Annotated in this window: 25 protein-coding genes and 3 pseudogenes; 5 read left to right on the top strand and 23 right to left on the bottom strand. The window is 71.7% G+C overall.

The window, feature by feature from the left end:
* The first annotated feature begins 31 nt into the window (after window positions 1–31).
* Complete coding sequence (locus ACFYPS_RS13965) at window positions 32–3,733, top strand: discoidin domain-containing protein (RefSeq protein WP_354966535.1); 3,702 nt, start codon at window positions 32–34, stop codon at window positions 3,731–3,733.
* A gap of 1 nt (window position 3,734) precedes the next feature.
* Here the strand turns inward: ACFYPS_RS13965 and ACFYPS_RS13960 are convergent, their stop codons facing one another.
* On the bottom strand, window positions 3,735–4,535 hold the full coding sequence (locus ACFYPS_RS13960; protein WP_354966536.1) for a crotonase/enoyl-CoA hydratase family protein: 801 nt from the start codon (window positions 4,533–4,535) through the stop codon (window positions 3,735–3,737).
* A 79-nt stretch (window positions 4,536–4,614) separates the two neighbouring features.
* On the opposite strand from ACFYPS_RS13960, the gene ACFYPS_RS13955 reads away from it, so the two are divergent.
* Window positions 4,615–5,466, top strand: coding sequence for a Rieske 2Fe-2S domain-containing protein (locus ACFYPS_RS13955; RefSeq protein ID WP_354966537.1), 852 nt, complete (start codon window positions 4,615–4,617; stop codon window positions 5,464–5,466).
* Between the two features lie 556 nt (window positions 5,467–6,022).
* Here ACFYPS_RS13955 and ACFYPS_RS13950 read toward each other — a convergent pair.
* The 12 genes and pseudogenes from ACFYPS_RS13950 to ACFYPS_RS13895 form a co-directional block, all read right to left on the bottom strand.
* Window positions 6,023–6,985 (bottom strand): annotated as a pseudogene (locus tag ACFYPS_RS13950) (LysM peptidoglycan-binding domain-containing protein); the annotation flags it as partial.
* 14 nt (window positions 6,986–6,999) lie between these two features.
* On the bottom strand, window positions 7,000–7,386 hold the full coding sequence (locus tag ACFYPS_RS13945; RefSeq protein ID WP_354966580.1) for a hypothetical protein: 387 nt from the start codon (window positions 7,384–7,386) through the stop codon (window positions 7,000–7,002).
* Between the two features lie 68 nt (window positions 7,387–7,454).
* On the bottom strand, window positions 7,455–7,922 hold the full coding sequence (locus tag ACFYPS_RS13940) for a TadE/TadG family type IV pilus assembly protein (protein WP_354966538.1): 468 nt from the start codon (window positions 7,920–7,922) through the stop codon (window positions 7,455–7,457).
* Window positions 7,919–8,341: a TadE family protein gene (locus ACFYPS_RS13935; RefSeq protein WP_354966539.1), complete on the bottom strand. Its 423-nt coding sequence runs from the start codon at window positions 8,339–8,341 to the stop codon at window positions 7,919–7,921. The genes ACFYPS_RS13940 and ACFYPS_RS13935 overlap by 4 nt, the downstream gene beginning before the upstream one ends.
* Window positions 8,342–8,369: 28 nt before the next feature.
* A complete protein-coding gene (locus tag ACFYPS_RS13930; protein WP_354966540.1) occupies window positions 8,370–8,573 on the bottom strand; it encodes a hypothetical protein in 204 nt (67 codons plus the stop codon).
* Window positions 8,574–8,597: 24 nt separating this feature from the next.
* Window positions 8,598–9,455 (bottom strand): type II secretion system F family protein, encoded by an 858-nt coding sequence (locus tag ACFYPS_RS13925; RefSeq protein WP_387325150.1) that lies wholly within the window; start codon window positions 9,453–9,455, stop codon window positions 8,598–8,600.
* The gene (locus tag ACFYPS_RS13920; RefSeq protein ID WP_387324684.1) at window positions 9,455–10,357 is read right to left on the bottom strand and encodes a type II secretion system F family protein; all 903 of its coding nucleotides are present in this window, start codon (window positions 10,355–10,357) and stop codon (window positions 9,455–9,457) included. Before ACFYPS_RS13920 ends, ACFYPS_RS13925 begins: the two co-directional genes overlap by 1 nt.
* Before the next feature lie 4 nt (window positions 10,358–10,361).
* The gene (locus ACFYPS_RS13915; RefSeq protein ID WP_354966542.1) at window positions 10,362–11,906 is read right to left on the bottom strand and encodes a CpaF/VirB11 family protein; all 1,545 of its coding nucleotides are present in this window, start codon (window positions 11,904–11,906) and stop codon (window positions 10,362–10,364) included.
* Window positions 11,899–12,696: pseudogene (locus tag ACFYPS_RS13910) on the bottom strand (ParA family protein); the annotation flags it as partial. The gene ACFYPS_RS13915 and the pseudogene ACFYPS_RS13910, both read right to left, overlap by 8 nt.
* A gap of 2 nt (window positions 12,697–12,698) precedes the next feature.
* Complete coding sequence (locus ACFYPS_RS13905; protein WP_354966543.1) at window positions 12,699–13,352, bottom strand: SAF domain-containing protein; 654 nt, start codon at window positions 13,350–13,352, stop codon at window positions 12,699–12,701.
* Window positions 13,353–13,389: 37 nt separating this feature from the next.
* Window positions 13,390–14,384, bottom strand: a pseudogene (locus ACFYPS_RS13900) (hypothetical protein).
* Window positions 14,378–14,914, bottom strand: a complete 537-nt coding sequence (locus ACFYPS_RS13895; protein WP_387325148.1) for a hypothetical protein — start codon at window positions 14,912–14,914, stop codon at window positions 14,378–14,380. Before ACFYPS_RS13895 ends, ACFYPS_RS13900 begins: the two are co-directional and overlap by 7 nt.
* A 725-nt stretch (window positions 14,915–15,639) precedes the next feature.
* Between ACFYPS_RS13895 and ACFYPS_RS13890 the strand changes: the two genes are divergently transcribed.
* Window positions 15,640–16,359, top strand: a complete 720-nt coding sequence (locus tag ACFYPS_RS13890; protein ID WP_354966545.1) for an A24 family peptidase — start codon at window positions 15,640–15,642, stop codon at window positions 16,357–16,359.
* A 206-nt stretch (window positions 16,360–16,565) separates the two neighbouring features.
* Here ACFYPS_RS13890 and ACFYPS_RS13885 read toward each other — a convergent pair whose 3' ends face one another.
* The 4 genes from ACFYPS_RS13885 to ACFYPS_RS13870 form a co-directional block, all read right to left on the bottom strand.
* Entirely contained in the window at window positions 16,566–17,192 is a 627-nt protein-coding gene (locus tag ACFYPS_RS13885; protein WP_354966546.1) for a phosphatase PAP2 family protein, read from the bottom strand.
* 140 nt (window positions 17,193–17,332) lie between these two features.
* The gene (locus ACFYPS_RS13880; protein WP_354966547.1) at window positions 17,333–17,797 is read right to left on the bottom strand and encodes a hypothetical protein; all 465 of its coding nucleotides are present in this window, start codon (window positions 17,795–17,797) and stop codon (window positions 17,333–17,335) included.
* A 101-nt stretch (window positions 17,798–17,898) separates the two neighbouring features.
* The gene (locus tag ACFYPS_RS13875) at window positions 17,899–18,132 is read right to left on the bottom strand and encodes a hypothetical protein (RefSeq protein WP_354966548.1); all 234 of its coding nucleotides are present in this window, start codon (window positions 18,130–18,132) and stop codon (window positions 17,899–17,901) included.
* A gap of 149 nt (window positions 18,133–18,281) precedes the next feature.
* Window positions 18,282–18,623, bottom strand: coding sequence for a hypothetical protein (locus tag ACFYPS_RS13870; RefSeq protein WP_387324679.1), 342 nt, complete (start codon window positions 18,621–18,623; stop codon window positions 18,282–18,284).
* A 187-nt stretch (window positions 18,624–18,810) separates the two neighbouring features.
* On the opposite strand from ACFYPS_RS13870, the gene ACFYPS_RS13865 reads away from it, so the two are divergent.
* Window positions 18,811–19,971, top strand: coding sequence for a low temperature requirement protein A (locus ACFYPS_RS13865; protein ID WP_354966550.1), 1,161 nt, complete (start codon window positions 18,811–18,813; stop codon window positions 19,969–19,971).
* A 50-nt stretch (window positions 19,972–20,021) separates the two neighbouring features.
* Here ACFYPS_RS13865 and ACFYPS_RS13860 read toward each other — a convergent pair whose 3' ends face one another.
* The 3 genes from ACFYPS_RS13860 to ACFYPS_RS13850 all read right to left on the bottom strand — a co-directional run bounded on the left by ACFYPS_RS13860 (window position 20,022) and on the right by ACFYPS_RS13850 (window position 23,891).
* Window positions 20,022–21,065, bottom strand: coding sequence for a P1 family peptidase (locus ACFYPS_RS13860; protein WP_354966551.1), 1,044 nt, complete (start codon window positions 21,063–21,065; stop codon window positions 20,022–20,024).
* 111 nt (window positions 21,066–21,176) lie between these two features.
* Complete coding sequence (locus ACFYPS_RS13855) at window positions 21,177–22,382, bottom strand: low temperature requirement protein A (protein WP_354966552.1); 1,206 nt, start codon at window positions 22,380–22,382, stop codon at window positions 21,177–21,179.
* Between the two features lie 108 nt (window positions 22,383–22,490).
* Complete coding sequence (locus ACFYPS_RS13850) at window positions 22,491–23,891, bottom strand: carboxylesterase family protein (protein ID WP_354966553.1); 1,401 nt, start codon at window positions 23,889–23,891, stop codon at window positions 22,491–22,493.
* 116 nt (window positions 23,892–24,007) lie between these two features.
* Here ACFYPS_RS13850 and ACFYPS_RS13845 point away from each other — a divergent pair, with 116 nt between their 5' ends.
* Window positions 24,008–24,565, top strand: coding sequence for a TetR/AcrR family transcriptional regulator (locus ACFYPS_RS13845; protein ID WP_354966554.1), 558 nt, complete (start codon window positions 24,008–24,010; stop codon window positions 24,563–24,565).
* 146 nt (window positions 24,566–24,711) lie between these two features.
* Here the strand turns inward: ACFYPS_RS13845 and ACFYPS_RS13840 are convergent, their stop codons facing one another.
* Genes ACFYPS_RS13840 through ACFYPS_RS13830 form a run of 3 tightly spaced genes read right to left on the bottom strand, consistent with a single transcriptional unit; the run spans window position 24,712 to window position 26,034 of the window.
* On the bottom strand, window positions 24,712–25,068 hold the full coding sequence (locus ACFYPS_RS13840) for a hypothetical protein (protein WP_354966555.1): 357 nt from the start codon (window positions 25,066–25,068) through the stop codon (window positions 24,712–24,714).
* A complete protein-coding gene (locus ACFYPS_RS13835) occupies window positions 25,065–25,553 on the bottom strand; it encodes a hypothetical protein (RefSeq protein ID WP_354966556.1) in 489 nt (162 codons plus the stop codon). Before ACFYPS_RS13835 ends, ACFYPS_RS13840 begins: the two co-directional genes overlap by 4 nt.
* Window positions 25,546–26,034 carry a hypothetical protein gene (locus ACFYPS_RS13830; protein WP_387324672.1) on the bottom strand — a complete coding sequence of 163 codons (489 nt, stop codon included), beginning with the start codon at window positions 26,032–26,034 and terminating at the stop codon, window positions 25,546–25,548. The genes ACFYPS_RS13835 and ACFYPS_RS13830 overlap by 8 nt, the downstream gene beginning before the upstream one ends.
* Window positions 26,035–26,036: the final 2 nt, after the last annotated feature.

Raw genomic sequence — 26,036 nt, 5'->3', positions numbered from 1 at the left:
CACCCACCCCCGAAAGAGGTGTAGCGACCCCATGTCCAGTAACGGCACCAGACGAGGCACGCCGCCAACCGGCGCGCCCAGTTCCGTCCCCCGAACCACCCGCACCGGCCACCGGCGGCTGCTCGCCGGCGTACTCGCCGGGACGCTCCTCGTCACCGCCCCGGTCGTCACCCCCACGGCCAGCGCGGCACCGGTGGCCGACCCGTCCGCGGCCGCCGCGCGCGTGGCCATGCTCGCCGGACTCTCCGCCACCATGACCGCCAGCACCCACAACCAGAACTACGTGGCGGGCAACGCCAACGACGGCAACGCGGACACCTACTGGGAGAGCGCCAACAACGCGTTCCCGCAGTGGATTCAGGCTGACCTCGGCGCCACGGTCAGCGTGGACCGGGTCGTGCTCAAACTGCCGCCCGCGTCGGCCTGGCAGACCCGCACCCAGACACTGTCGGTGCTCGGCTCCACCAACGGCTCGTCGTTCTCCACCCTGAAGGCGTCGGCCGGCTACACGTTCAACCCGGCCACCGGCAACACCGCGACCGTCAGCTTCACCGCCGCCAGCACCCGCTACGTGCGGGTGCAGGTCACCGGCAACACCGGCTGGCCGGCCGCCCAGTTCTCCGAGGTCGAGGTCTACGGCGCCGTCGGCAGCCCCGACACGCAGGCCCCCAGCGTCCCCGGCAACCTTTCGTACACCCAGCCCTCGAGCGGGCAGATCCGGCTCACCTGGTCCGCGTCCACGGACAACGTCGGGGTGACCGGCTACGACGTCTACGCCAACGGCGGACTGCGCGGCAGCGTCAACGCCTCGACCCTGACGTACACCGACAGCCAGCCGGACAGCGCCACGGTCTCCTACTACGTGCGGGCCAAGGACGCGGCCGGCAACCAGTCGGCGAACAGCAACACCGTGACCCGGACCGGCACCGGCAACCCGCCGGTCGGCACCAACCTGGCGGTCGGTAAGCCGATCACCGCCTCCGGGTACGTGCACACGTTCGTGGCCACCAACGCCAACGACAACAACGTGGCCACCTACTGGGAGGGCAACGGCAACCCGAGCACGCTGACCGTGCAGCTCGGCGCGAACGCCAGCCTCAGCCAGATCGTGCTGAAGCTGAACCCGGACGCGGCCTGGGGGGCGCGTACCCAGAACATCACCGTGCTCGGCCGCGACCAGGGCTCGTCGACCTTCACCACCCTGGTCGGCGCGGCGAACTACAGCTTCAACCCGGCCAGCGGCAACACGGTGACCATCCCGGTCTCCGGTGCGGCGGCCGACGTACGGCTCTCGATCGCCTCGAACACCGGCGCCCCGGCCGGACAGGTGGCCGAGTTCCAGGTCATCGGCACCCCGGCACCGAACCCGGACCTGACCGTGACCGGCATGTCGTTCACCCCGTCCGCGCCGGTCGAGACGAGCTCCATCACGCTCTCGGCCACCGTGCGCAACGCGGGCTCGGCGGCCTCCGGCGCCACCAACGTCAACTTCTACCTGGGCGCCACCCGGGTCGGCACCGCGTCGGTCGGCGGCCTGTCCGCCGGCGCCTCGACCACGGTCAGCGCCGCCATCGGCACGCGTGACTCGGGTAGCTACCCGCTCAGCGCGAAGGTCGACGAGTCGAACACCGTCGTCGAGCAGGACGACACCAACAACAGCTACACCAACCCCAGCCCGCTGGTGGTCAGCGCGGTCGCCAGCTCCGACCTGGTCGCCTCGGCCGTCGACTGGTCACCGGGCAACCCGCCCCCCGGCAGCACGGTGAACTTCTCCGTCTCGATCCGCAACGCCGGTAACCAGGCGTCCGCGTCCGGCGCGCACGGCGTCACCCTGACCGTGCTCAACGAGTCCGGCGCCGTGGTCCGTACCCTGACCGGCTCGTACTCCGGTGTGATCAACGCCGGGGCGACGGTCGGCCCGATCAGTCTCGGCACCTGGACCGCCGCGAACGGCAAGTACACCGTCCGGGTGGTGCTCGCCGCCGACGGCAACGAGCTGCCGGTCAAGCAGACCAACAACACCAGTGACCGCCCGCTCTTCGTGGGGCGCGGCGCCAACCTCGGCTACGACATGTACGAGGCCGAGGACGGCACGACCGGCGGTGGCGCCGGGCAGGTCGGGCCGAACCGGGACATCGGCAATCTCGGCGGTGAGGCGTCCGGACGTCGTGCGGTGACCCTGAACAGCACCGGCTCGTACGTCGAGTGGACCACCCGGGCGGCGACCAACACGCTGGTCACCCGCTTCTCCATCCCCGACTCGCCGGGCGGCGGGGGCATCGACTCGACGCTGAACATCTACGTCAACGGCACCCTGCACAAGCCGATCAACCTGACCTCCAAGCACATCTGGCTGTACGGCGCGGAGGCCAGCCCGAGTGACTCGCCGAGCGCCGGCCCGCCCCGGCACCTGTACGACGAGGCGAACGTGATGTTGAACTCGACCATCCCGGCCGGCAGCAGGATCCGTCTGCAGAAGGACCCGGCCAACACCACCACGTACGCGATCGACTTCGTCAACCTGGAGCTGGTCGCGCCGCGCGCCAACCCGGACCCGGCGCGGTACCGGGTGCCGACCGGTTTCAGCCACCAGGACGTGCAGAACGCGCTGGACGCGGTTCGGATGGACACCACTGGCAACCTGATCGGCGTCTACCTGCCGGCCGGCACGTACGAGACCGCGCAGAAGCTTCAGGTGTACGGCAAGCCGATCTCGGTGGTCGGCGCGGGCATGTGGTACACCCGCTTCCAGACGCCGACGAGCCAGTCGAACACCGATGCGGGCTTCCGGGTGGAGTCCTCCGCCAGCGGGTCGTCCTTCTCGCACATCGCCTTCTTCGGCAACTACACCGTCCGGCAGGACGGACCGGGCAAGGTCTGGGGCGAGTTGAAGGACGTCGACAACATGACCCTGGACAGCGTCTGGGTCGAGCACACCGTCTGCGCGTACTGGGGAGTGAGCGTCAGCGGGTTGACCATCCGCAACAGCCGCTTCCGGAACACCTTCGCCGACGGTGTGAACCTGACCAACGGCAGCACCAACAACCTGATCACCAACACCGAGGGGAGGTCCAACGGCGATGACGCGTTCGCCCTCTTCTCGGCCACCGACCAGGGTGCGTCGACCTCCAACAATGGCAACGTGTTCGAGAACCTCTCGGCCACGCTGACCTGGCGGGCGGCCGGGCTGGCGGTCTACGGCGGCTACAACAACATCTTCCGCAACCTGTACATCGCGGACATGTTGACGTACTCGGGGCTCACCATCAGCTCACTGGACTTCGGCTACCCGTTCATCGGGTTCGGCGCCAGCCCACCGACCCAGTTCCAGAACATCTCGCTGATCCGGGCGGGTGGGCATTTCTGGGGAGCGCAGACATTCCCCGCGATCTGGGTCTTCTCCGCCTCGAAGGAGTTCCGCGGCATCCGGGTGTCCGACGTGGACATCGTCGACCCGACGTACACCGGGATCATGTTCCAGACCAAGTACAACGGACCGCAGCCGGAGAACCCGATCACCGACACGGTCTTCACCAACGTCTCGATCAGCGGCGTCCGTAAGAGCGGTGACGCGTTCGACGCGAAGTCCGGTTACGCGATCTGGGCCAACGAGATGCCGGAACCCGGTCAGGGCCCGGCGGTCGGCTCGGTCACCTTCAACAACCTGCGGCTGACCAACAACTACCAGGACATCCGCAACACCACGTCGACCTTCACCATCAACCGCAACTGATCTAGCCCGCACCGGATGCCGCCGGGAGGTTCCCCCCTCCCGGCGGCATCGTGCCGTGCCGGCCCGCACCAGCGGCGAACCGGGCTGCGCCGGCCTCCGCGTCGGTGGCCAGCGAGACCATCCCGTACGCCAGCTCGGTCGCCATCGCCTCCGACTCGGGCTGGCCCGCTCCGGCCAGCACCGCCGCCCGGTCGTTGCGCAGGCAGGTCTGCGGGTGCCGGGCGATCCCCGCCGCCAGCTCCTCGGCCGCGGCCCGCGCCTGGCCGGGCGCCACAAGCCGATTGACCAACCCCATCGCGTACGCCTCATCGGCCGGCACCGGTCGGCCGGTGAGGATCAGATCCATCGCACGACTCTCACCGATCAGCCGGGGCAGTCGGACCGTGCCGCCATCGATCAGTGGCACTCCCCAGCGGCGGCAGAACACGCCGAGCGTCGCGTCGGACTCGGCGACCCGCAGGTCGCACCAGAGCGCCAACTCCAGGCCGCCCGCCACCGCGTACCCGGAGATCGCCGCGATCACCGGCTTGCTCAGCGCCATCCGGGTCGGGCCCATCGGGCCTTCCCCCTCCGGCTCGACCCGGTTGCCGCTCGGCGTGCCGATCGCCTTGAGGTCGGCGCCGGCGCAGAACGTGCCGCCGGCACCCCAGAGCACGGCCACCGCCGCGCCGGGGTCGGCGTCGAAGGCTCGAAAGGCGTCGGCCAGGGCTCGCGCGGTCGGCCCGTCGACGGCGTTCCGGGCTGCCGGTCGGTCCAGCACCACTGTCGTCACCGGCCCGGCGCGTTCCACCCGTACACCCATCGGCCCAGCATGCCCGCCGCGCCGCAGGTCTGTCACCGCCGACCGGTTTGCGACCGCGTTCGCCGGGAAGTCGGTACGGGTGCGAGCGCTATTGACGAGAGTTGAGCAGGATTCAAGGCTGGACCGGGTGGGTGACCGGCTCCAGCGGGCGGTCCTCGGCACGCTGCGTCCGCGGCGGCTGCGGGACCTGCTGCACGGAGTGACGCTGGGGCATCCGCTGCATCCGGCGATGGTGCAGGTGCCGGTGGGCGCCTGGATCAGCGCCGCGGTGCTGGACCTGATGCCCGGGCAGCGCCGTCCCGCCACCGTGCTGGTCGGTCTGGGCACCGTCAGCGCGCTGCCGGCGGCGGTCGCCGGGCTGAACGACTGGGCGGCACTCTCCCGGGACCAGCGCCGGGTCGGCCTGGTGCACGCCGTCGCGAACACCGTGGGAGTGACGCTCTACGCCGGTTCGCTCGCCGCACGGATGTCCGGGCGGCACGGCGTCGGCCGTACCCTCGGCTTTCTCGGGCTCTCCGCCGTGAGCCTCGGTGCGTACATCGGCGGTCACCTGGCGTACAAGCAGGGTGCGCAGGTCAACCAGAGCATCTCCGAGATGCACCTGATTAGCGACGGCTGGCACTCGCTGGTCGACATGGCCGCGCTGCCGCAACGCACACTGGTCACCCGCGAGGTGGACGACGTCTCGGTGATCCTCTACCGGCACGGTGACGATGTCACCGTGATGCTGGAACGCTGCCCGCACCAGAGCGGGCCGCTCGGCGAGGGTGAGGTGGAGGAGATCGGCGGCCACGCCTGCGTGGTGTGCCCGTGGCACGGCAGCGCCTTCCGGCTGAACGGCGGCGAGGTCGTGCAGGGGCCGTCCGGCAACGACCAGCAGATCCTGCCCACCCGGATCGAGAACGGCGTGCTGCAGACCCGCCTGCCCTGACATCCGGCGAACGGGTATCCGCCCGGGGCCTGGTGCCCGGCGCTCGGGCCAGGCTGCCGGGTTGCCGATCGCTGCTCACCCTGCGCCGCCTGGCCCTGTGTCCGCGCTGCGGGGACGGTGTTGCTTTCAGCGGATATACCTCAGAGTCATATTTATACCTGTGAGGCATAACGCTCTCGGGACCCAACGTGCCGCCAGCCCGGCGTGACCACCAACCTGGCGGACGTCGGGAGTCCGTCGCTTGACCGCCACACGGCGGCGACCATGGTGGGGACCGACCGGGACGGGCGGGCGCCGGTCAGCCGCGCCGGTGCCGACCAACCTGCGGTCCGTCCGGAACGGAGTCCAGGCCGGGCCCGCCGGCCAGCAGGCCACCGTGTTCGTCGTAGCCGCCCCAACCCTCGTCGCCGGCCCGCCCGGGCGCGCCGGTCGGTGCCATTCCGCCGCTCGGTCCGGCGGTGATGCGGGCGGCCCGGGTCGTGGTCCCAGCTGTGCTGCCGATGCTCCGGCCCGCGGCGCCCCGGGGCGTGCGGGTGGATGCGGCCAGCCGAGGGGCCGCACCGGCGGTGGCCGGACGGCGGCGCAGCCCGAGCACCGCGCCGATCTGGGCGCCGACGATGCTCGCCACGGCCAGCACAGCGGAGACCGCCAGCGGCCGGTTGACCGGGTCGGTAGCGCCGGGCCGGGCGGCGCCGACGGTCATCGCGGGAGGCTGACCGGCGGACTCCGTACCACCGGGCGGTGTGGGTGCCACCCGCTCCGGTGCGGCCCGCTCGGGTGCCGGGCGGGGCGCTGGCGGCTTGGGCGCTGGCCGGGCGACCAGCCGGCCGGTGGCGTGCGAGCGGGCACCCTGGTCGGTGGCCTCGGCGGGCAATCGGAGCAACTGGCCGGGACGGATCCGGTCCGGGTCGTCGAGCCGGTTCAGCTCGGCCAGCCGTCGGTAGTCGGCGAACTCGTCCAGGTAACGCTCGGCCACCTCGCCGAGGTAGTCGCCCCGGGCCACGCGGTACACCGGAGACGCCTCGTCACTCGCGGCCGACGCCGACGCCGACGCCGGACCGGCCAGGGTGGCGACGGCCGGCGAGTCCGGGTGGGCGTACGGCGTGCCGGCGTAGACGGCGGCGGCGCTGGCGGCGGCCGGGCTGGCCGCGAGGATCAGCGCCACCGAGCCGACCAGGGCGGCGGCGGCCTTCTGCTGCCGGCTCATCCCGGGCAGCTTCGGCGCCGGCCGACGCACGCTTTGTGCAACCAGCTCGACGAGGACCGAGAATGCGAACGTGGCCCAGCCGAACCAGCCGGCCAGCGCCAACGCCCGCAGAAAGAGCTGGCCGTCATCCCTGCTGGTCAGCGCGGTGCCCACCTCGGCGAGGCTCGGCAGGTGGTCGGGCAGAGGGTTGCCCGCGAAGGCGAGCAGCGCGACCGGCGCGCCGGCCAGCAGCGTACAGAGCACGATCAGCGCGCCAAAGCCGGTGAGGATCCGTCCGGTCCGCCGTACGACGGACCCACCCGATGCGGGCATGGCTGCCTTCCTTCCTACGGTTCCTGCGGTGATGGCTCGCGGGTGATGGCTCGCGCGGTCGCCTCGCCGGTGACCCTGACCGTGCGGGCGAAGCCGAACAGCCCGAGCATCGAACGGCGGTAGGTGATCGTGACGCGAACCCGGACGAGGGTCTCCCCGGCGACTTCCGGGAAGCTCACGGTGTGGCCGGTGGTGCCGGCGGCGGCCAGGTAGTTGGCGACCGCGACGCGGGCCTGCGGCCGGTTGAGCCGCGTCGGCCCGCCCTCGATCGCGGTGGCCCGGTCGATGGCCTGCCCACCGGCCCGGGCCGCCTCGGCGGCCAGTTTGTCGGAACGTTGCAGGGTGCGCAGCTGCCCGGCGCCGTCGAAGGAGAGGCCCACGATGGCCAGTACGCCGGTCATCGCCACCGCCAGGAAGATGCTGACCCGGCCGTGCTCACCGGTGTGCGGAGGCCGGGGAGCGAACGCGGTCACTGCCGGCTCCGGTAGCGGTCCAGCGGAGAGGTGAAGTCCGCGGTGATCCGGTTGTCGGTCGGCATACCGGGCACGACGCTCAGCGAGATGTCCTTGAACGACACCAGGCAACTGATCTCCACCGTCACCGTGGCGTCTGCACCGAGCGGGCTGCTGAAGGCGGCGTCGAAGCTGGTGGACCTGCCGGCGACCGAACCGGTGAACGTCGGGTCGAGGTCGTTGCTGCAGGCCAGCCCGTGCCAGTCCAGCTGTTTGCGGGCGGCCTCCCGCGCCGCGGTCCGCGCGGTGTCGGCATTCCGGGAGATCGAGGCGGCGCGGGCCGCGTCGTGCGCGGCGGCGTCGATCGCCTCCGCCGCCACCGCGCTACGCCCGGCCACGCCGGCCAGCACCATCAGCGCGATGAACGCGGGTGCGAGCACCGCCACCTCGATGGAGACCGAGCCCCGCTCGACGCCGCGGCTCATGGCGTGGTCACCCGTTCCACTGTCCCGTGCGCGGTCTGCCGCACCGCGAAGTCCACGCCGGGCACCACCGACAGGGACCGGCCGCGCACCGTGCAGGTCACCTCGGTGTCGGTGGTCACGCAGCTTGGGCCGGTCTTTGCCCAGCCCACCAGCCAGCCGCCGGTGGCGTTCAGGAAGCGGGTGGCGCTGGCGACCCCGGCGTCGTCCGGAGCGTCGTACAGCCGCTGGGCGTTGACCCCGCTCTGCGCGGCGTTCAACGCCGTGGAGCGGGCCAGGAAGACGGCCGCGACCTGGAGCGACGCGAAGAGCAGCACCAGGATCAGCGGCATCACCACCGCCAGCTCCACCGGGTTGGCTCCCCGCTCCCGGTCGCCGGCCGCGAGGTGGCGCGCCGGGCGTCGGCCATCACCCGGCGCCACCTCGGGAACGCGACTCGGCGCACGCCGGCTACTTCGGGTTCGTGTGGTTCGGGATGGCCTTCATCCAGTCGTTGGCCTTGCCCAGGGCCAGGCCGGTGACGATGGTCGCCACGAAGACCAGACCGAAGATGATCACCGCGGTCGGCACCGGGCTGTCGCCGCGCTCGCCGTCGCGGCGCAGCTCGGCCAGACGCGTCGTCATCACGACGTGCAGGTAGCTGATGATGGACATGGCGTACTCCTTCTCGGGGTGGGGTCAGACGCGGGCGATGAACGGGTAGACGACGAAGCCGAGCAGCACGAAGACGAGCAGTGCGCCCGGAATGTCGAGCTTGCTGGTCACCCCCTCGGCGCGGGCGAGGTTGTCGGTGCGGATCTGGTCGCGTAGCGAGTCGGCCCGGCTGCGCAGGGTCTCGTGCACCTGCGCTCCCTCACTCCCGGAGGAGCGCATGATCGCGCCGACGTCGCCCAGTTCCGGAATGCCGATCTTGTCGGCGAGGTCGCGCAGCTCGTCCCAGGGCGCGTGCATCTGCATCTGGGCGATCCGCAGCGACTCCTGGATCCGGTCGAAGACCCAGCCGTCGCACACGGCCGCGGCCCGCTCCAGCGACTGCACGGGCCCGTGCGCGGCGGAGAGCTGCAACGCCACCAGATCCAGGTACGTGCAGACGGCCTGGCGGAACTCGTCCCGGGCGGCGTCCGCCTTGGCGAGCACCGACCGGTGCGCCAGCAGCCCGGCGATCAGCGCCATGCCGAGGCTGCCGAGCACCGGTACGACCAGCGGTAGCGAGATACCCAGCACGAACAGCGCCACCCCGAGCAGGGTCGGCACGGCCAGCCCGATCAGCGCCGACAGCGCGTACTGCTCGGAGGTCTGGCCGATCAGGGCGAGCTGCCGGTGCGGCGGCCGCAGCCAGCGGGCCAGCCCGGTCAACCAGTCCAGTTGCCGGGACGCGGGAGCGGCGACCCGGCCGGTGCCGGCCGGCTGGTGCAACCGGCGCAGTGCCGGTCCGAGCGCCGGGGTCGCCGGCACCAGCTCGCGGACCACCAGGAACAGACCCAGCCCCACGGCAGCTCCACCGCACACCGCGATGGCCAGGTGCCAGTTCACGATCACGCGATCACCTCCTGCGGGTCCGGCGACGGCAGGAACCGGGCCGGCCGCTGCGGCTGGCTCATCGACCGCACCCAGGCCAGCAGGCCGATGAAGGCGGCACCGAGGGCGGCCATCACGAGTTGACCCACCGGTGTGCCGTACGGCTCGATGTACTCGGTGTTGATCAGCCCGTACGCCAGGGTGGCGAGGGTCATGCCGGTGAGGAAGCGGACCGCGAACCGGGGCTGGGTGCGCTTGGCCTCGATCTCCCGGCGGGTGGCGACCTCCGCCGCCGCCGCGCCGGCGATCGAGCCGAGTACGTCACCGAGCCGCTCGCCCCGGTCGCTGAGGTGCAGGATCAGCGCCGCCACCACCTGGTCGCAGACCGGGTCACCGATGTCGTCGGCGAACGCCAGCAGCGCGGAGCGGGCCATCCAGCCGGCCTGCAACCGGGCGGCGAGCAGCCGGACCTCGTCCTCGATGCCGGGTGGCACGCTGCCGATCGTGCCGATGATCGACTGCTGGAGGCCCTGCCCGGTGCCGGAGACGTCCTTGAGTCGGCGGGTCCACTCGCCGACCGCCTCGATCCGGGCGATTGCCCGTTGCTCGGCCTTGCCCACCGCGAACAGCCACGGGGTGCCGGGCACCGCCACCGCCACCAGCAGACCCACCACCGGCAGCCCGGTCAGCAGAAAGGCCAGCGCGCCGGCGACCAACGCGGTGATCAGCAGAGCCTGGTAGGCCCGTCGCTCGCCGGGGGTGGCGCCGGAGCCGCGCCAGAGCCGGCTCAGACCCGGTCCGGCGCCCGGGCCTGGGCCGGCGGGCCGCCGGGTGCCGATCAGCGCGACCACGGCCAGCAGCAGACCGGCGACACAGGCGGCGCCGGAGACCACCGCGATCAGTTCCAGGTTGTCCCGCACCGGATCACCGCCGGGCCAGTCGGGTCTGCCGGGGGCGGCGCCAGGCACCGGTGCCAGCCTCGATCCACCGGGTCAGCAGCCGGGCGTCGTAGCCCACCCGCAGCAGTTGCTCACGGACCCGTTCCGGCAGGTGCCGGGGGACCGCGCGGCCGTCGGGGCCGGGCCCGAAGACCGTGGTGGTGGTGATGCGCCCGGCTTCGCCAGCCCCGATCACCTCCTCCACGTGCGAGACGAACCGGTGCTTACGGCCGCCAATCGCGGTCTCGTCCTCGACGGTGACGTAGACGATCAGGTCCAGGGCGTTGCCGGCCATCCGGCGGGCCTGGTCGACGGTCATCTCGCGGCCGTGTGCCAGCGCCAGCTCGACGATCCGTTCACCGACGCCGGCGGACGTGCGGGCGTGGATGGTGCACATCGAGCCCCGGCTGGTGGTCATCGCCTGGAGCATCGGCACGATCTCCCGGGACCGCACCTCACCCACGATGATCCGCAGTACGCCCATCCGGAGCGAGAGCGGGATCAGGTCGGCGATCGTCACCTCGCCGGCCGGCCGGCCGTCGAAGCCACGTTCGCCGTGCCCCTCGCGGGCCTCGAAACTCATCACCGCCCGGTGCCGCTCCCGGCGGCGGGCCGGCAGCAGCTCCCGGCTCTCCTCCAGCAGCACGTACGGCTCGTCGGGCGGGATCTCGTTCATCAGCGCCCGGATGATCGTGGTCTTCCCGGCGCCGGCCAGCCCGGCGACCATGATGTTCAGCCCGGCGCGCATCGCCGCGCGGAGGAAGTCGCGCAGCAGTGGGTCGATCATCTCGTCCAGGTCACCCCGGGCGCCGGCCACGTCGTCCAGGCTCACGTCCAGGGTGTTGTGTTTGCGAATCACCGCGTACGGGCGGTGGCTGACCAGGAACACCGCGGCCAGCCGGCTGCCGTCGGGCAGTTGCAGGTCGAGGGTGGGCTTCACGGTGGACAGTGACCGCTCGGTCGCGCCCGCACGGCGTGCCGCCGCCTGGAGGATCTCCACCAGTTCCGCGTCGCTGTCGGCGATCGGCTCCGCCCAGTCGACCCCGCCGCCGTGCCGGGTGATGCGTACCTGGTCGCAGCCGAGGATGTGCACCTCCTCGATGGTGTCGTCGACCAGCAGGGTCTGCAGCCGACCCAACCCGACCAGCTCGGCGGTCACCTGGTCGAGCAGCAGGCGTTCCTCACCGGCGGCCATCGGCGTGCCGGCCCGGCGGACCGCGTCCGCGTACTCGGCGACCACCGTGACGGCCAGCCGGGCCCGCTCGGTGTCCTCCTCGTCGACGGTGAACTCACGGCCGCGCTGCCACAGGGTGAGCCGCTCGGTCAGTTCCCGGCGCAGCTCCCGGACCACCTGGAAGTCCATCCGGGGGCGGGGTGGCGGCTCCGGCGGCGGGCTGGCCGCGGGTGCCGGAGGCGGCGCCGGCAGTGGCACCGAATGGTGCCGGCCGTTCGGCGCGGCCAGCGGCGGCGTCGTGGAGGTGACGCCGGGCGGCTGTTGGCGCGGGTCGGCGGAGACCGGTTCCAACCGCATCCGGCACTCCCTGCTGCACCGGCCAGGCCAGCCGGGCGCGCCGCCGTTCCAGCAGCGCGCCGACCGGCACCTCCAGCGCGGCCGCCGCGCGCAGCAGCGGCCGTCCGGCGCGTACCGTCCCGCCCAGGCTGAGCACCCCGGCGGTACGCGAATCGTGCGGCAGCCGGGCGATCACCGGCAGTTTCAGCGCGCGGCTGATCTCGGCCCGACCTTGCCCACCACCGACCAGCAGCAGCCGCAGGGTGCCCGGCGGCACCCGGTGCTCGGCGAAGTCCCGTTCGATCGCGGTGACCACCGCCCGGGTGCCGGAGAGATCCGGCAGCTCGGCCCGGGTCACCAGCAGCACCACCGAGGCGGCCCGCAGCACCGGCCACGGCGGGCCGTTGACGTGCAGCCGGCCGCAGTCGACCAGCACGTCGTAGCCGGGGGTGCCGCGGTCCAGGGCGTTGAAGTAGTCGGCGAAGCGCTGCCAGAGCGGGGTGACGCTGCCGGCCTGCGTCGGGTCGACCAGCCCGGGCAGCAGCAGCCGTTCCCGCCGGGGCGCGTCGAGGTCGACCAGCTGGGACCAGAAGGCGGTCTCCAGGCTGCCGTCGCGCAGCTCCCCGACGGCCAGCTCGCCGATGCCGCGCGGCCCGTCCAGCTGACCACCCAGGTAGCCGGCGAGGATCGACCCGCCGGCCGGGTCGCACTCCGCGAGCACCAGTCGTCGGTGCCAGGCCAGCGCGCAGGCCAGCGCCGAGGTGGTCACGCCGGGCGAACCCTTCGCGGACACCAGCGCGATGATCGCCATGTTCAGGCCGCCTCGGTCAGCACGACGGCGATCCGCTCCTGCGCGGCCAGCGCCACCACCGCGGGCACGTCCCGGATGGTGAGCGTCAGGTACAGCACCTTGTCGTCGTTGGCCGGGCTCACCATGTCGATCACGGTGGCGGAGAAGCGGGTGCCCGCGGCAGCCGCTCCGGTGGCGTTGTCGTCCGGGGTGCTGACCAGCAGGACCTTGTCGCCGGGGTGCAGTTCACGCGCTGGCACCTGCGCGGTCTTGAGGCCGAGCGCGATCTGCTGCTGGCCGGGGCCTAGCAGCGCGTCGTCGGTGACCTGCCCCAGCGTGAGCAGGGTGCCCGGGACCAGCGCCACGGCGGCGCGCTTGCCGACCACCTCGTCCAGCCGCCCGGCGGGCACGGGACGCAGTCCCTGACCGCCGGCGACCTGCACGGCGATCAGGTCGGCGGCGCTGATCTCCCGCCCCACCTCCACCGGCCGGGCCACCGCGAGGTAGCTGCCGGTAGCCCGGACCGAGGTGACCGCGAACGCCGCGCCCAGCCCGCCCAGCGCGATCAGGAGTACAGCCAGACCCAGCAGCCCCGGGCGGATCCGGCGCTGCCGGACCACCTTGGGCGGGCTGACCGGCGCGTCCACCGGGGTTCCGTTGCGTGTCGCGAGGCTCACCGGACCAGCTCCGTCGAAAGCCACTCGTTCCGCCCGCTCATCGCGTCACCACCTGGAGTTCGTTGATCTGGATCGGCACGGTGCCGCTGGTCCGGTCTGCGGAATCGGTTCGCCCTGGACGCCGCCGTTGGTCCACCACCGCACCGTCCAGTACGTGGTGGCGCCGACCCGGTAGGTGCCGGCCTTCGGGTAGCCGCTGTCGTAGCCGCAGTCCGGGGACGGCTGGCCGGCGTGTTTGCCCTTCGCGTCGTACGGGGTGCCGGCGCCCGGGCAGGTGACCTTGTCGCCGTTGCCCATGTCCCAGACGATCCGGTCGACCTTCGCCTCGATGGAGACGGTCAGCCCACGGTCGGACGCGGAGGCGTGCAGCGGGCCGAAGTAATTGGCGCTCGGTGTCGCCCACATCCAGACCGGCAGGCCGACCAGTCCGGGGCCGACGCTCTTGCGGGGTGCCACCCTGAGCCGCGCCGGCAACAGTTTGATCGACGCCAGGGCGCGGCGGGCCAGCTCCTCCGGGTCGGGCGGTGCGCCGTAGCCGGGCGGTGGCCCATCCAGCAGCACCATGTCCTGGGCACCCAGGTCGCCGCCGTTGCAGGTCTGCAGATACCACTGCTGGCCCTCGGGCGGCTCGACGTCCCCCTCGGTCAGCTTGTAGTAGCACCCGTCGCCGTTGTTGAACCGGCCGAGCAGGTCGTCGTAGCAGGGGATGGTCCGCCCGCCCCACTGGCAGACGCCGCCACCACCTCCGCCGCCGGAGTCCCCGCCGCCGGAGTCCCCGCCGCCGGAGTCCCCGCCGCCGTTGTCGCCGCCGCCGCCGGGACCGCCCGGCGTGCCGGGCTCGTCGTCCCAGACGCTGCAGTCCGGCTGGTCGAGCGGGCACTCCGCCCCGGGGTCGGCGCGCCGGGCGGCGCCGGCCGGCACGGTTGCACCGACCACCAGCAGCAGCGCGAGGCCGATCCCGGTGAGTGCCCGGCGGGGCGTCCCGGCCCGGGCGGTACGGGCCGGGGCGCCCCTTCCTCCCCAGGTCAGCACGGCTGGTCCCGGTGCGCGGCACTGGAGTTGATCAGCCAGCGGCCGTCGGGATAGCGGGTCGCGGTGGCGGTGGCCAGGTGCCTGCCGCCGCCACTGCCCGGGACCACCCGCTTGTCCTTGGCGTAGACCAGCCGGTAACCGCTCGCGTCCAGGCAGTCCTGGATCTCCACCGTGGCCGGGGCCGAGTCCAGGCTGATCGAGGTCACGGTCGGGTCGGACTTCACCGCCCCGGTACGCATCGCGCCGTGCTCCTTTGCCTCGCGAATGGACACTCGCACCCGAGTGAGCAGTGGATCGGCGAGATACCGGGACAGTTCCGGCGCGCGCGGATCACTGCGTCGACTCGCCGTACGCGAGGCGGCGAGATAACCGGAGTACGCGTCGAGCGCCGCCTTTTCCGCAGCCCGCCTTTCGACCTCCCGGTCCGCTTGTTGTCCGTCGCTCCGGGCCGGCGCCGGCCGTTCGACGGCCTCCCGTCCGCTGCCGCAGGCGGTGACTGACACCGCCGCCACGACCGCTAGCAGGCAGATTGCTGCTCGCCTGAGCTGTCGTCCGCGCACCGTCGAGCCTCCTCGTGGTCGCCCGGTGCGGCGACGGATCACCGCCGCCGGGCATGCGGAAGCGCGCCCGGATCAGCACATCCGGAGCCGTTCATTGCGCTTCTGCATTCACCGTTACGGATCTTTTACAAATGGATGGTCCTGTGTCGGTCGGTTGTTGCAGTGAGGCTTGCGTCACACCCAAGGGGCGAGCATAGGCTGACGCTCGCCGATGCAACAGAGGCAATTCAAGTGAACACTCTGCGTGATGACAGGTGGTGGTGAGGGGTGTCTGTGCCGCGCTCCGAGCATCGGCCGACCGACGGGCGGGCCACGGCCTGCCCACTCCGGGCCGAACGGGTCGGCAGGGACCGCTCCGCCGGTCCCGAGAGTGGGACATCGCGGCGTCATCCCGGCATCCGGGCGGAGCCGGCGTCCGATCGAGGAGCCGCACCGGCCGGCGGGATGGCTGGCCCGGGCCCGGCCCGGGAGGCCGTCGGACGACCGGCTGCCCACGTCCCTTTCTGCGCCATCCGCTACACCCAAGCGATCGTTCAGTCACGATCCGTGTTCGCCTTCGCGCTCGACGCACGGGCCGTGCGGGCGTCGACATGCCGCTGACCGGCCCTCCGGCGGCCGTACCGGGTCAGGAGAATCCACCCGATCGGCACCCCGCACCCCCGCCGTCCGGTGCCACGAGCGCCTGGCTCCCCGCCGTGCTGGCGACCGTGGCGGTCAGCCCGCTCCTGCGGTTGGCCGTCCTGCGTCACGCCGTACCGTCGGGCACCGCCAGCCGGACCGGCTGCGACGCGTGCGGGGCGCCGGTCGGGCTGACCCGGCCCTGGCCCGCGCTCGGCCCGGCCGGCCGGTGCGGTCGCTGCCGCGCCCGGGTCGGCCCGCCGCCGGGAACCGTCGAGCTGGCCGCGATCGCCGGGCTCGCCGTGGTGCTGCTGCTGGCGCTGGCCGGTCCGCCAGGTGGGGCGTTGCCGGCGCTGGCCTGGTGGCTCGGCTGGACGGTCCCGGCGGTCTTCGTCGACCTGGCCGTGCACCGCCTGCCGGACCGGCTCACCCTGCCGGCGGCGGCCGGGACGTGGCTGCTGCTCGGCGCGGCCGCGCTCGGCGACCCCGAGCCGGGGCCCTGGCTGCGAGCCGTCGCCGCGGGCGCGGGGCTGGCGGTGCTCTTCGCCGGCAGCACGCTGCTGCTCGGCCGCCGCGGCTTCGGGCTGGGCGACGCCAAGCTGGCGCTCAGCGTGGGCGCGCTGCTCGGCTGGTACGGCTGGCCGTTCCTGCTGCTCGGGCTGCTTCTCGCGTTCGGGCTGTCCGCGCTGGTCAGCCTGGGCCTGTTGGCCGCCCGCCGGGCCCGCTGGTCCACCCACCTTCCGTTCGGCCCGTTCCTCCTGCTCGGCACCCTCGGCACCCTCCTGCTAGCCACCTGACTGCCGCCCGTGGGACGCCCGCCGCCCGCCGCCCGCCGCTCAAGATCGTGCTCGATTCACGATGTAGTTGCCTCTGCCGCGCCTGAGACCACTACAACCAGGATCGAGCACGATCTTCGGCGGCCAGATGCCGTCGGGTGGGACGTCGTCACGCTCGGGAGGGCGTGCGCGGGGCGTAGCGCCCGGGCGACGCGGGGCGGGCGGGATCAGGGGCGGGGCCGGCCCGCCAGGTCGGGGACCGGGCGACGGGCGTCGGCGCGGCGGCGTAGCGCTTCGGTGGTCGGGCGGGCCAGCACCGGGGTGGCCAGCGCGGCGACCAGGGCGCCGAGGAGCAGCCCAGCGATCACGTCGTGCGGATAGTGCACGCCCACGAAGACCCGCGAGATCGCCGCCAGCGCGGCCAGCGGCAGCGCGACCAGTCCGAGTCGGCGGGAGAGCAACAGCGTGGTGATCGCCAGCGCGCCGGCCAGGGTTGCGTGATTGCTGGGAAACGACCAGTCGCCCGGTGGTGGGCAGCTGCCGGCGATGATGGCCCGGCCCACCGTCCGGCACGGTCGCTCCTCGTCCACCACGGTCTTGAGCCATTCGCTGCCGGCGTACGCCAGGAGGGTCGGCACCGGCGCGACCAGGGCGAGTGCCCGGTCGTGCGGGCCGCCGGACAGGCGGCTCAGCGCGGCAACCAGCAGCAGCGCGCCGAGCAGCAGGATCATCCCCTCGGTGGCGTGCCCGACGAACCACTGCACCGGGGGCGGGCTGTCGGCGGCGACGCCGATCACGTCGCGGTACCACTCGGCGCTGATCTCCGGAACGTCCATGTTGCCGGTGTCGACCATGCATCACCTCACCAGATGTTCATACCCCGTTCATCTGGGAGAAAGGGTAGGAACGCAGCAGGCGGCCGCGCAGGAGTCGAAGGTCGGGACGGCTTACCGACCTTCGTCCAGCGACCGCACAGCCGCTCTGCTTGGTGGCCTCAGGTCGGCCCGAGGCCGCCGGCCATCCGTTCGCGGACGGCCTCCAGCGCCTCGAAGGCGTACGCCCAGTTGTGGCACTTGAAGCTGCGCAGGCCGTCGATGGTCGTGTGGCAGTCGGCGCAGCGCACTCCGGGGATGGCGTCCGGGATCTCGGTGTTGACGTACTTGCGTTCGCCGAGGATGACGGTGGCGATCATGTTCTTGTCGTGCAGGCCGGAGAGCGCCGACGAGACGATGTCGTACCAGGTGATCCGCCGGCCGCACTTCGGGCAGTCCGGCTCGTCGCCGCTGACCCAGAGCGGGGCGCCGATGGTGCGCGCCGGCATGCCGAGCAGCTTCTCCAGCCGCCGGACGTCCGATTCCGGGGTGGTCCACCGGTGTCGGCCGGGCAGCGACGCGGGTGAGTCGTACACGGCGCGGAACAGGTCGTGGTCGACCTGCACGGTCTCCCGCTGACTGGTCATCGGCGTCCCCCTCGACGGTCGGTGCTCCCACCGTCGTCCCTGGTGGGGCAGGCTACAACCGGATCAACGACACGGCGGGGCGACCAGCCCCTGCCGCAAGGTCAGGGTGCGGCCGGTGCTGGACCGGCCGCACCCCGACGGACGGCCTCGCCGGCCAGCCGCGAGCGGCGGCGGTCGTCGTTTGTGGTGAGGTCGAACTTGTCGTACAGCCGCGACAGGTGTTTCTTCACGGCGCTCTCGGTGACGTGCAGGGTGGCCGCGATCGCCCGCACCGGAGGTGGCTCGGGGAATGGCACCCCACCCTCGACGAACGGGCGGCAGAGCACGGTCAGCACCTCCTGCTCCCGGCGCGTCCGGGCGGCGGGGACGCCGGCTCGACGTGCATGGTCTGGGGGCGTCAGCAGACCTTGCTGGTCGAGCCGCCCGTCGAGTTCAGGTAACCGGTGACGTGCGTGCAGTGGGCGGCCGTGTTCGCGGGCGCGCCTCACAGCTCCGCGCGGGTCGTGTTGTTCAGCTCGCCCACGCCGTAGTCGGAGCCGCTGTCGCTGTGGTCGATCACGTGCACGTACAGGTCCCAGTTGGAGTGGGTGTTGCGGTACTGCTCCCAGACGTAGATGTAGGCGTAGTTGTAGCCGCAGCCGTAGTACTGCTTGACCGAGGCGGCCTCCATCCCGCCGACTGTCAGCACCCGCGTCGTGCCGATCTGGCGGACGCTGGAGCAGCTGGCTGGCGTGCTGGCCATCGCCGGCGACGCGGTGAACACCGAGGTGGCGGCGGCCGCGGCGAGCGTCGCGGTGACGGCGAGGGTACGGCGGAGAGTCGACATGGAAAACCCTGCTTTCTCTGGTGGACCTGAGCTGCACCACCAGCAGACCAGCCGCCCGGATCGGGCGACAGGTGGCGAACCGGCGACCTTTCCTCCCCACCCGACCGCGCCCGTTGCCGGCTTTCGCCGCGGCGGCCGGTCCCGGGTGGTACGACGGACGCAGGGCATGCCGCCGGGAGGAGCGCTGATGGTGAGCAGGCCCGAACGGCTGCTGCGAGGAAGGGACGTCCCGCTCAGCGCCTCCTTCCTGGAACTCTTCTTCGACCTGGCGTTCGTCCTCGCCCTCAGCCAACTGGCCCAGCACCTCCTCGCCGACCTCACCCTGGTGGGCGCGCTGCGCACCGCGCTGCTCCTGACCGGGGTCTGGTGGATCTGGGTGACCACCACCTGGCTGGCCGACTGGTACGACCCGGAGACTCAGGCGCTGCGTGGGCTGCTGATCGGCGCCACGCTGGGCAGCCTGCTGGCCGGGGTGGCGATCCCGCAGGCGCTGGACGGGCGAGGCCTGCTCTTCGCCGGCGCGTACGTCGCGGTTCACCTTGCCCGGGGCACGGTCACCGGCCTCATGTTGCGCGGTCACCCGCGGCAGAGCCGGGCGCTGCGGATCCTCTGCTGGTACGGCGTCTCCGCCGTACCGTGGCTGGCCGGCGCGTTCCTGCCGGAGTGGCGGGTGCCGCTCTGGGTGCTCGCTCTCGCGATCGACCTCATCGGCCCACGACTCGGCTGGCCCACGCCCCGGCTGGGTCGGGCCCGACAGGAGGAGCTGCACCTCGCCGGTGAGCACTTCGCCGAGCGGTACCAGCAGATCATGATCATCGCGCTAGGCGAACTCGTCCTGGTCGCCGGCCTCACGTACGCCCGCACCCGCCTCAACCTCCCGGAGACAGCCGCGTTCCTGCTGGTCTTCACCACCGCTGTGCTGATCGGTCTGCTCTACGTGACGCCGGCCGGCCAGCGTCTGGGCCCGGCCATCGAGAACGCCGACCCGTCCCGGCTAGGGGTCGCCACCAGCTACCTGCACCTGGTGATGATCGCCGGCATAGTGGTCACCGCCGTCGGGGCCGAACTGAGCATCGCCCACCCCACCGAGATCGGTGACACGACCGCCGTCGTGGTCATCCTGAGCGGGCCCACCCTCTTCCTCGTCGGGCGGATCCTGTTCTCCCTGGCGATCCACCGGCGACTCTCCTGGCCGCGGGTGATCGGCCTGTTCGTCCTGTCCGGCGCGGCGATCGTCCTGCGACTGCCGCTGGTCGCGGCCAGCGCGACCGCCACCGGGGTGCTGATCGTGGTGGCCGTCCTGGACCGTGCGGGCATCGTCACCGCCGCTCGCACCCGAGCCCGTTGACGATCGGTACCCCACTCGCTGTCCGGCCGGCGTCAACTCCACCGCGTGAATCAGGCTGGCGTCGCCAGCCGGCCGGCCGCCGCCAATCGCCGGACCACCGCCCCGTGTGGAATGGCACGACTGGTATGACCGGCCACACCGGTGGTGGTGAAGGCGGTGAAGAGCGAGTTGAGCAGCGCCTCCTCGACAGAATCCAGGACGGCCGCGAAGACCGGGTTGATCTCCCCGTCGGGGATGGGCTGCTGGTCCGGCTCCGCCGTGCTGAACGCGATCGCGTAGTCGCCGCTGCCGTTGCTGTAGGACGCCCCGACCCGGCCCATCGCGAAGACCGCCCGCCGGGCTAGTCGTCCGAGCTGCCGGGCGTCCAGGGGTACGTCGGTGGCGACGACGATCATGCAGGAGTTGCCGGGTGGTTCGGCCCGGTCGGCGTCCGGGATCAGCTCACCGACCGGCAGCGGCACGCCGAGGGCGGTGAGCACTCCGCCGAAGTTGGACTGGACGAGCGCACCGATCGTCCCCGGTCGGTTGGCGACCCGCACCGTCCTCGACGACGTGCCGATGCCGCCCTTGAAGCCCAGCGCCGTGGTGCCGGTGCCGGCCCCGACGCAGCCCTCCACCGGTGGCCCGCCGGACGCCCCCGCGACGGCGGCGAGCACGTGTCCCTCGTTGATCGGGCGGCGGCGGATGTCGGAGAGGTGGCCGTCGTTGGTCTCGCCAACCAGGGGGTTGAATGACAGACCCTCGGGGCGACGGTCCATCAGGTGGCTCAGCAGCGCGTCCGCGGCCCGGAAGACGGACAGCGTGGCGGTCAGGACGATCGGTGATTCCAGCACGCCGAGTTCGTCCACCTGTGTCGAGCCGACCAGCTTCCCGTGGCCGTTGCCGGAGAACACGGCGGCCGGCAGGGTCCATCGTCCGGGGCCGAGCTGACTCGGTACGACGGCGGTGACGCCGGTGTGCAGGTCGGCGCCGTCGTCGATGGTGGTGTGCCCGACCAGGACTCCGTCGACGTCGGTGATCGCGTTGTCCCGCCCCGTGGGCAGCGCCCCCACGACGATCCCGAGGTCGCGGGCGCGGCGGCTCAACTGGTCCATGAAGCTCCTGTCGTCGTTGTCACATTGCGGCGATGCGGGGATCCTCGCGGAATCTTTCCGGCCGGGTGTGGTGGCATCCACACGACGGTGGCCAACCGGGCGCGCTTCGGGTTATCCGGGTGGCGACGGCGGCTCAGGTGGACGCCCTCGCGCGCCGGCGGCGTCCGAGACGGCGACCCCGGCCAGGACCGCGGTGGCGGCTAGGGCGGCCACGAGCGGTGGTACGAGGAGCATCACCGGTGCCAGCGCGGCCAACGCGAGCAGCCCGATCGGTCGATCCCGGGACACCCGGCTGAAGACCGCGTACTCGAAGCGGGCACGCCCGGCCAGGAACAGCGCGGGTCCGCCGAGGATGACCGCGATCCAGGCCGTTTGGGCGTGCCGGGTTGGATGGGCGATGACGAGTTCGGCACCGACCGCGGTGACGACGACGCCGGCCACCATGACCAGGTGGGCGTAGAACGCCGACAGGCCGAGGCGGGCCGGATCGGCGGAGCCCGCGATGGCCGCGGCCGACAGCTCGCCCGCCCGGTAGATGTAGATACGCCAGAGCAGCACCGTGGTGGCGATCGATACCACGAACGCCGCGGTCCGGTCGGGCGCGAAGCCGCTGCCGCCGAGGGTCGAAGCGGAGACCAGGATCAACTCACCGAGCGCGATGATGAAGAACTGTCGGTGGCGTTCGGCCAGGTGCTCGGCCGCGCTCGGCAACTCCGCGGGCGGTGAGCGGCCCAGACCTGGGGTGAGGTAGCGGAGCTTCCCCGCCAGGTAGTCCATGGCCACCGCCAGCGTCCACAGTGCCTCGCGGGCCGTGCCGTGCACCAGCGCCCCCGCGATCCACGGCACGGCGGATGCGCAGAACCAGATGAGCACCCGTAGGGCACCGCGCTGCAACTCGTGACCCCGCAGGGCGATGAGTAGGCCGAGGCTGCGACCGACCTGGACGGCGACGTACGCGCCCGCGAAGACCAGGCCCTGCGCGCCGAACACCGCCGGCAGCGCGACAGCCATCACCAGGCTGCCGACCAGGGTCGCGATGACCAGCAGTTGGATCGTCGGCCGCTGCGGGTCGAACCTGTCCGGGACCGTCGCCGTGCTGCACCAGACCCACCACACCGCCAGCAGCAGCACCAGCGTGTGGAAGGCGCCGCGCCACGTGAGGTCCCGGCTGAGCACCTGCGAGAGCTGGGTGAGCACGTAGACGAACGCCAGGTCGAAGAACAGCTCCAGGAACGTCGCCCGTTGCGGATCCTCGGGCTTCCGCAGCAGCTTGCCCGCCCTGCTCGTCGTCATCGGCTCGCCCGTCCTGTGGCTCATGCCCCTATTGAGGCATTCGTACCACGTGGCGGAGCCCGCCCTGGCGCGGACGTTCGGGACAGCTCCCGGCAAATCAACCTATGTCCGAGGGCGCCGATCCGAATATCGTTAGACCACACTCCCCGTAGGGTGGCTCGCCAGGTGCGCCGTCGTGCCGGGTGCCCAGCCTGGGTCGCCGGTGGTTGCGAAGCGGACCCAGGTGGAGTGCATCGTGTCGGCCACGGCAGCCGACGGATGCGCGCCGATCCGCGGTCGCATCTGCGGTAGACCGGTGGTGGCGAAGACGAATGGCACCTCCGCTGTGTGACAGGAGCCGAGGCCGTCGTTGTCCTCGAGGTCGAGCCCGTCGAATCGGTAGCTCCATGTCGGCACCGCACCCCTGGCCCTGACCAGCTGGGTCGCTGGCCGTACGAAACGGGCGTGGGTGTAGGCGTTGACCAACGTCTCGCCGGGCGTCGTGCCGACGAACGGTGCGAGATCGGTGATCCCGTTGTTCGCGGCGAATCCCGCGAGCATGGCTTCGTCGATGACGTCGATGGCTCGACCTGGGACGAAGAAGAGCCGACCCTCGTCCCGGTTGGTGCCGATCAATGCCGGCACCTGGGTGGTTGCGACCTCCATCGGCGGGTGTGGGAGCAGGTCGCCATCGACCACGGGGGCGAAGGGCAGCAGCCGCGCGATGTCACCCCATCCGGCAGCCGTGCCGGGGGCCCGTACGTGCAGTCCCAGCTGCGTGACGGCGCCGATGAGCTGGTCGATCGGTACACCGGCGACGGCCTCTCTTGTCGCCGGGATGCGGAGTCCCGCCGTGAGCCGTTCTGCCACCAGGGCGGCTTGATCGACGGTCAGCACGTTCGAGGCTGCGCCGCTCTGCAGCACAGCGCGGGCGAACAGGCCGCGGGCGGCGGGCACCGCCATCAGCGGCGCGACGGCCATCGCGCCTGCCGACTCGCCAGCGAGCGTGACCTGACGGGGGTCGCCGCCGAACGCGGCGATGTTGTCGCGTACCCACTCGAGGGCGGCGATCATGTCGCGTAGCCCGCGGTTCGTGTCGGCGTCGGGCAGTTCGAGGAAGCCGTCCGCGCCGAGCCGGTAGTTGATGGTCACGCAGACCACACCGTCGCGGGCGAAGGCGGTCCCGTCGTACTCGGCGTTCGCCCCGGAGCCGCTGGTGAACGACCCACCGTGGATCCACACGAAGACGGGACGGTCGGACGGCGATGTGCCGGGTGTCCAGACGTTCAGGTTGAGGCAGTCCTCGCCCGGAATCGTAACTTCGGGAAGCAGTGGGACGACGGGCGCGGGGTAGTCGCTTTTCGGCACGGTCGGGCCGTACGCGGTCGCGTCGCGGACCCCGGTCCACGGCTGTACCGGTTGTGGCGCCCGGAGCCGGTTCGGTCCGAGCGGCGGCGCGGCGTAGGGGATACCCAGAAAGGCGCTGACACCGCCGGTGCTCCGGCCCCGTACCGCACCCTTCGTGGTCTCGACGACGCTCGTGCTGTCGTCCATCGTTCCTCCTCAGGCGCGTTGTGAGTGACCACTCACAACGTAATTGTGAGTACCCACTCACAGCAAGCTGAACCCGGCGACCTATGGTGAGTTACTACTCACAAGTGGGGGGTGCCATGTCGGGAAGGGCCACGGCTGAAGAGCGGCGTACGCAGATCCGGCAGGCGGCCGCCGCGGCGTTCGCCGGCGCCGGCCTGCACGGCACATCGGTCAAGCTGATCGCCAGCGAGATCGGAATCAGCGAGGCGTACGTGTTCCGGCTCTTCGGCACGAAACGCGCACTGTTCATCGACGTCGTGACCGCGGCCTTTGACGCCATGTCCGACGGCATGGTCGCCGCCGCGGGCGACGCCACCGGTGTCGATGCGCTCATGCTGATGGGTGCGGAGTACAAGCAGCTGCTTGTCGACCGCCAGCGGCTCATGCTGCAGATGCAGGGATTCGCCGCCTGCGGGGATCCCGACGTACGCGACGCGGTTCGCGACGCCTTCGGCCGGCTCTGGTCGCGCGTCGCCGCCATCAGCGGCCTCGACCCGTTGCGCGTCAAGACGTTCATTGCCTTCGGGATGCTGCTCAACGACATCGCGGCGCTTGACGCGCGAGGGCTACCCACCGATTGGGCCAAGCAGGCGACGACCCCTGTGCCCCGGGACCTGTACGACTTCCTGCTCTGAGCGTCCAGGTGGACTAGAAGCCAGGTCAGGCCAGCGAGAGCCACGGCGGACCCGAGGCGCGGCAAGACGGTGCTCGGTGCCACCTGTGTCAGAAGGCTTCAACTCGCGCGTTGACCGGAACGTGTGCGGCTTGACGAACGGGTCGCCTATCCCGGCGGCAGGCCGAGGAACTGCTCGATGTCGGCGATGGCGTCCTCCACCGTGCCGCCGATGGCCGGGTCGCGCAGCCGGGCGCGCAGGGCTGGCATGACCCGGTCGGTGTCGAGCCGATGGTGGATGCGGGCCAGATGACCGAGGCAGATCGCCGCAGTCGCCCGGACGTCCTCCTCCGGGTGGTCCAGTAGCCGCAGGTAGAAGTCCTGGCACCAGCGCCAGTCCGCGTCGTGCAGGGCCAGCCCGACCATCGAGTCGGTGAGAGCGTCGATGTCACCCGCGGCGAGCGCGGCCGTGGCGCCGTCGTGGGTCGCCGGTGCCGGCTCGTAGTAGCTGCGCTGTGTGCTCATTCCTCGTCCTTCGGCGGCGCGGTCGGCCGGCCCTTCTTGTCTACCAGCCCGCTCCGCTTGAGCGCGTTGCGCATGTCGTCGTTCAGGCCGTCCGAGCTGTGGTCATCCCAGCCGCGGACGTGGCCGTGGTAGATCTCGACGACGTCCTCGCCGGGATTGCTCGGCTCGATGCGGCGGTGCCGGTCCAGGATGACGATCTCGCCGGTCTCGTGGTCGACGCCGATTCGGCGACGCTCGTTGGTTTCCTTGATCTGCACCGAGCGGTCCAGCGCGGTCTGGCCGTTGGCCGGAGCGCGGCTCGCGCTGCCCATGGCCAGGTTCCGGTCAGTGTCCCGGTGCTTGGGTCGCTGCTCGTCGCCGACGTGGTACTCGCGGCGTACCCGAGGGGTCCTGGCAAGTTGGGCGACCGGCTTGACCAACGCCGACTCCACCTCGGGCGGCACCGCCGCATCGCGCAGGTGTCGGTTGCGGTTGCGCTTACCCACCGAGGATCGCCTGCAGGGCCATGTCGATGAGCTGGTCGACGATCAAGCTGGTGATCATCTTGAAGATCGGGATCTCGAGCAGGGACGCACCGAAGGTGGCCACCGCCGTGGCGACCGCCTGGGCGATCTGGACGGCGAGGATGATCAACTGAACGATGATCTGGACTTTCAGCGCCAGTACGACCGCGGCGACCACCACGTAGCCGGCGCCCAGCACGGTGGTGGCGGTGGTGTTTCCGGCCAGCACGCCGCCCGGCCCCTCGCCGCCGGACCAGTACGCGTTGAAGGCGGCCACGACCTCCCCCCGATTGGCGCCGGTCACCTCTGCGGCCAGCTCATCGGCCTTCCGGCCCATCTCGTCGACGGTGGTGGCGAAGTCCATCCAGACCTGCCCGAGATCGAAGAGCTTCGCCTCGTCGCCCTCCGGCCAGTCGTACCCGATCATGGCGAGCAGCGAGGCGAGTTCACCCGGGATCGTCATGC

Source organism: Micromonospora sp. NPDC005087, assembly GCF_042872965.1.
Lineage (GTDB): Bacteria > Actinomycetota > Actinomycetes > Mycobacteriales > Micromonosporaceae > Micromonospora.
This window is presented reverse-complemented; position numbering and strand designations above follow the sequence as displayed.

What these genes read in the sequence shown, in the direction of transcription:
- ACFYPS_RS13880 (WP_354966547.1), bottom strand. Translation starts at nt 17,797, where the DNA reads ATGACCAGTCAGCGGGAGACCGTGCAGGTCGACCACGACCTGTTCCGC.
- ACFYPS_RS13960 (WP_354966536.1), bottom strand. Translation starts at nt 4,535, where the DNA reads ATGGGTGTACGGGTGGAACGCGCCGGGCCGGTGACGACAGTGGTGCTG.
- ACFYPS_RS13915 (WP_354966542.1), bottom strand. Translation starts at nt 11,906, where the DNA reads ATGCGGTTGGAACCGGTCTCCGCCGACCCGCGCCAACAGCCGCCCGGC.
- ACFYPS_RS13850 (WP_354966553.1), bottom strand. Translation starts at nt 23,891, where the DNA reads ATGGACGACAGCACGAGCGTCGTCGAGACCACGAAGGGTGCGGTACGG.
- ACFYPS_RS13870 (WP_387324679.1), bottom strand. Translation starts at nt 18,623, where the DNA reads ATGTCGACTCTCCGCCGTACCCTCGCCGTCACCGCGACGCTCGCCGCG.
- ACFYPS_RS13945 (WP_354966580.1), bottom strand. Translation starts at nt 7,386, where the DNA reads ATGACCGGCGTACTGGCCATCGTGGGCCTCTCCTTCGACGGCGCCGGG.
- ACFYPS_RS13860 (WP_354966551.1), bottom strand. Translation starts at nt 21,065, where the DNA reads ATGGACCAGTTGAGCCGCCGCGCCCGCGACCTCGGGATCGTCGTGGGG.
- ACFYPS_RS13965 (WP_354966535.1), top strand. Translation starts at nt 32, where the DNA reads ATGTCCAGTAACGGCACCAGACGAGGCACGCCGCCAACCGGCGCGCCC.
- ACFYPS_RS13930 (WP_354966540.1), bottom strand. Translation starts at nt 8,573, where the DNA reads ATGTCCATCATCAGCTACCTGCACGTCGTGATGACGACGCGTCTGGCC.
- ACFYPS_RS13830 (WP_387324672.1), bottom strand. Translation starts at nt 26,034, where the DNA reads ATGACGATCCCGGGTGAACTCGCCTCGCTGCTCGCCATGATCGGGTAC.
- ACFYPS_RS13865 (WP_354966550.1), top strand. Translation starts at nt 18,811, where the DNA reads ATGGTGAGCAGGCCCGAACGGCTGCTGCGAGGAAGGGACGTCCCGCTC.
- ACFYPS_RS13855 (WP_354966552.1), bottom strand. Translation starts at nt 22,382, where the DNA reads ATGAGCCACAGGACGGGCGAGCCGATGACGACGAGCAGGGCGGGCAAG.
- ACFYPS_RS13940 (WP_354966538.1), bottom strand. Translation starts at nt 7,922, where the DNA reads ATGAGCCGCGGCGTCGAGCGGGGCTCGGTCTCCATCGAGGTGGCGGTG.
- ACFYPS_RS13840 (WP_354966555.1), bottom strand. Translation starts at nt 25,068, where the DNA reads ATGAGCACACAGCGCAGCTACTACGAGCCGGCACCGGCGACCCACGAC.
- ACFYPS_RS13885 (WP_354966546.1), bottom strand. Translation starts at nt 17,192, where the DNA reads ATGGTCGACACCGGCAACATGGACGTTCCGGAGATCAGCGCCGAGTGG.
- ACFYPS_RS13845 (WP_354966554.1), top strand. Translation starts at nt 24,008, where the DNA reads ATGTCGGGAAGGGCCACGGCTGAAGAGCGGCGTACGCAGATCCGGCAG.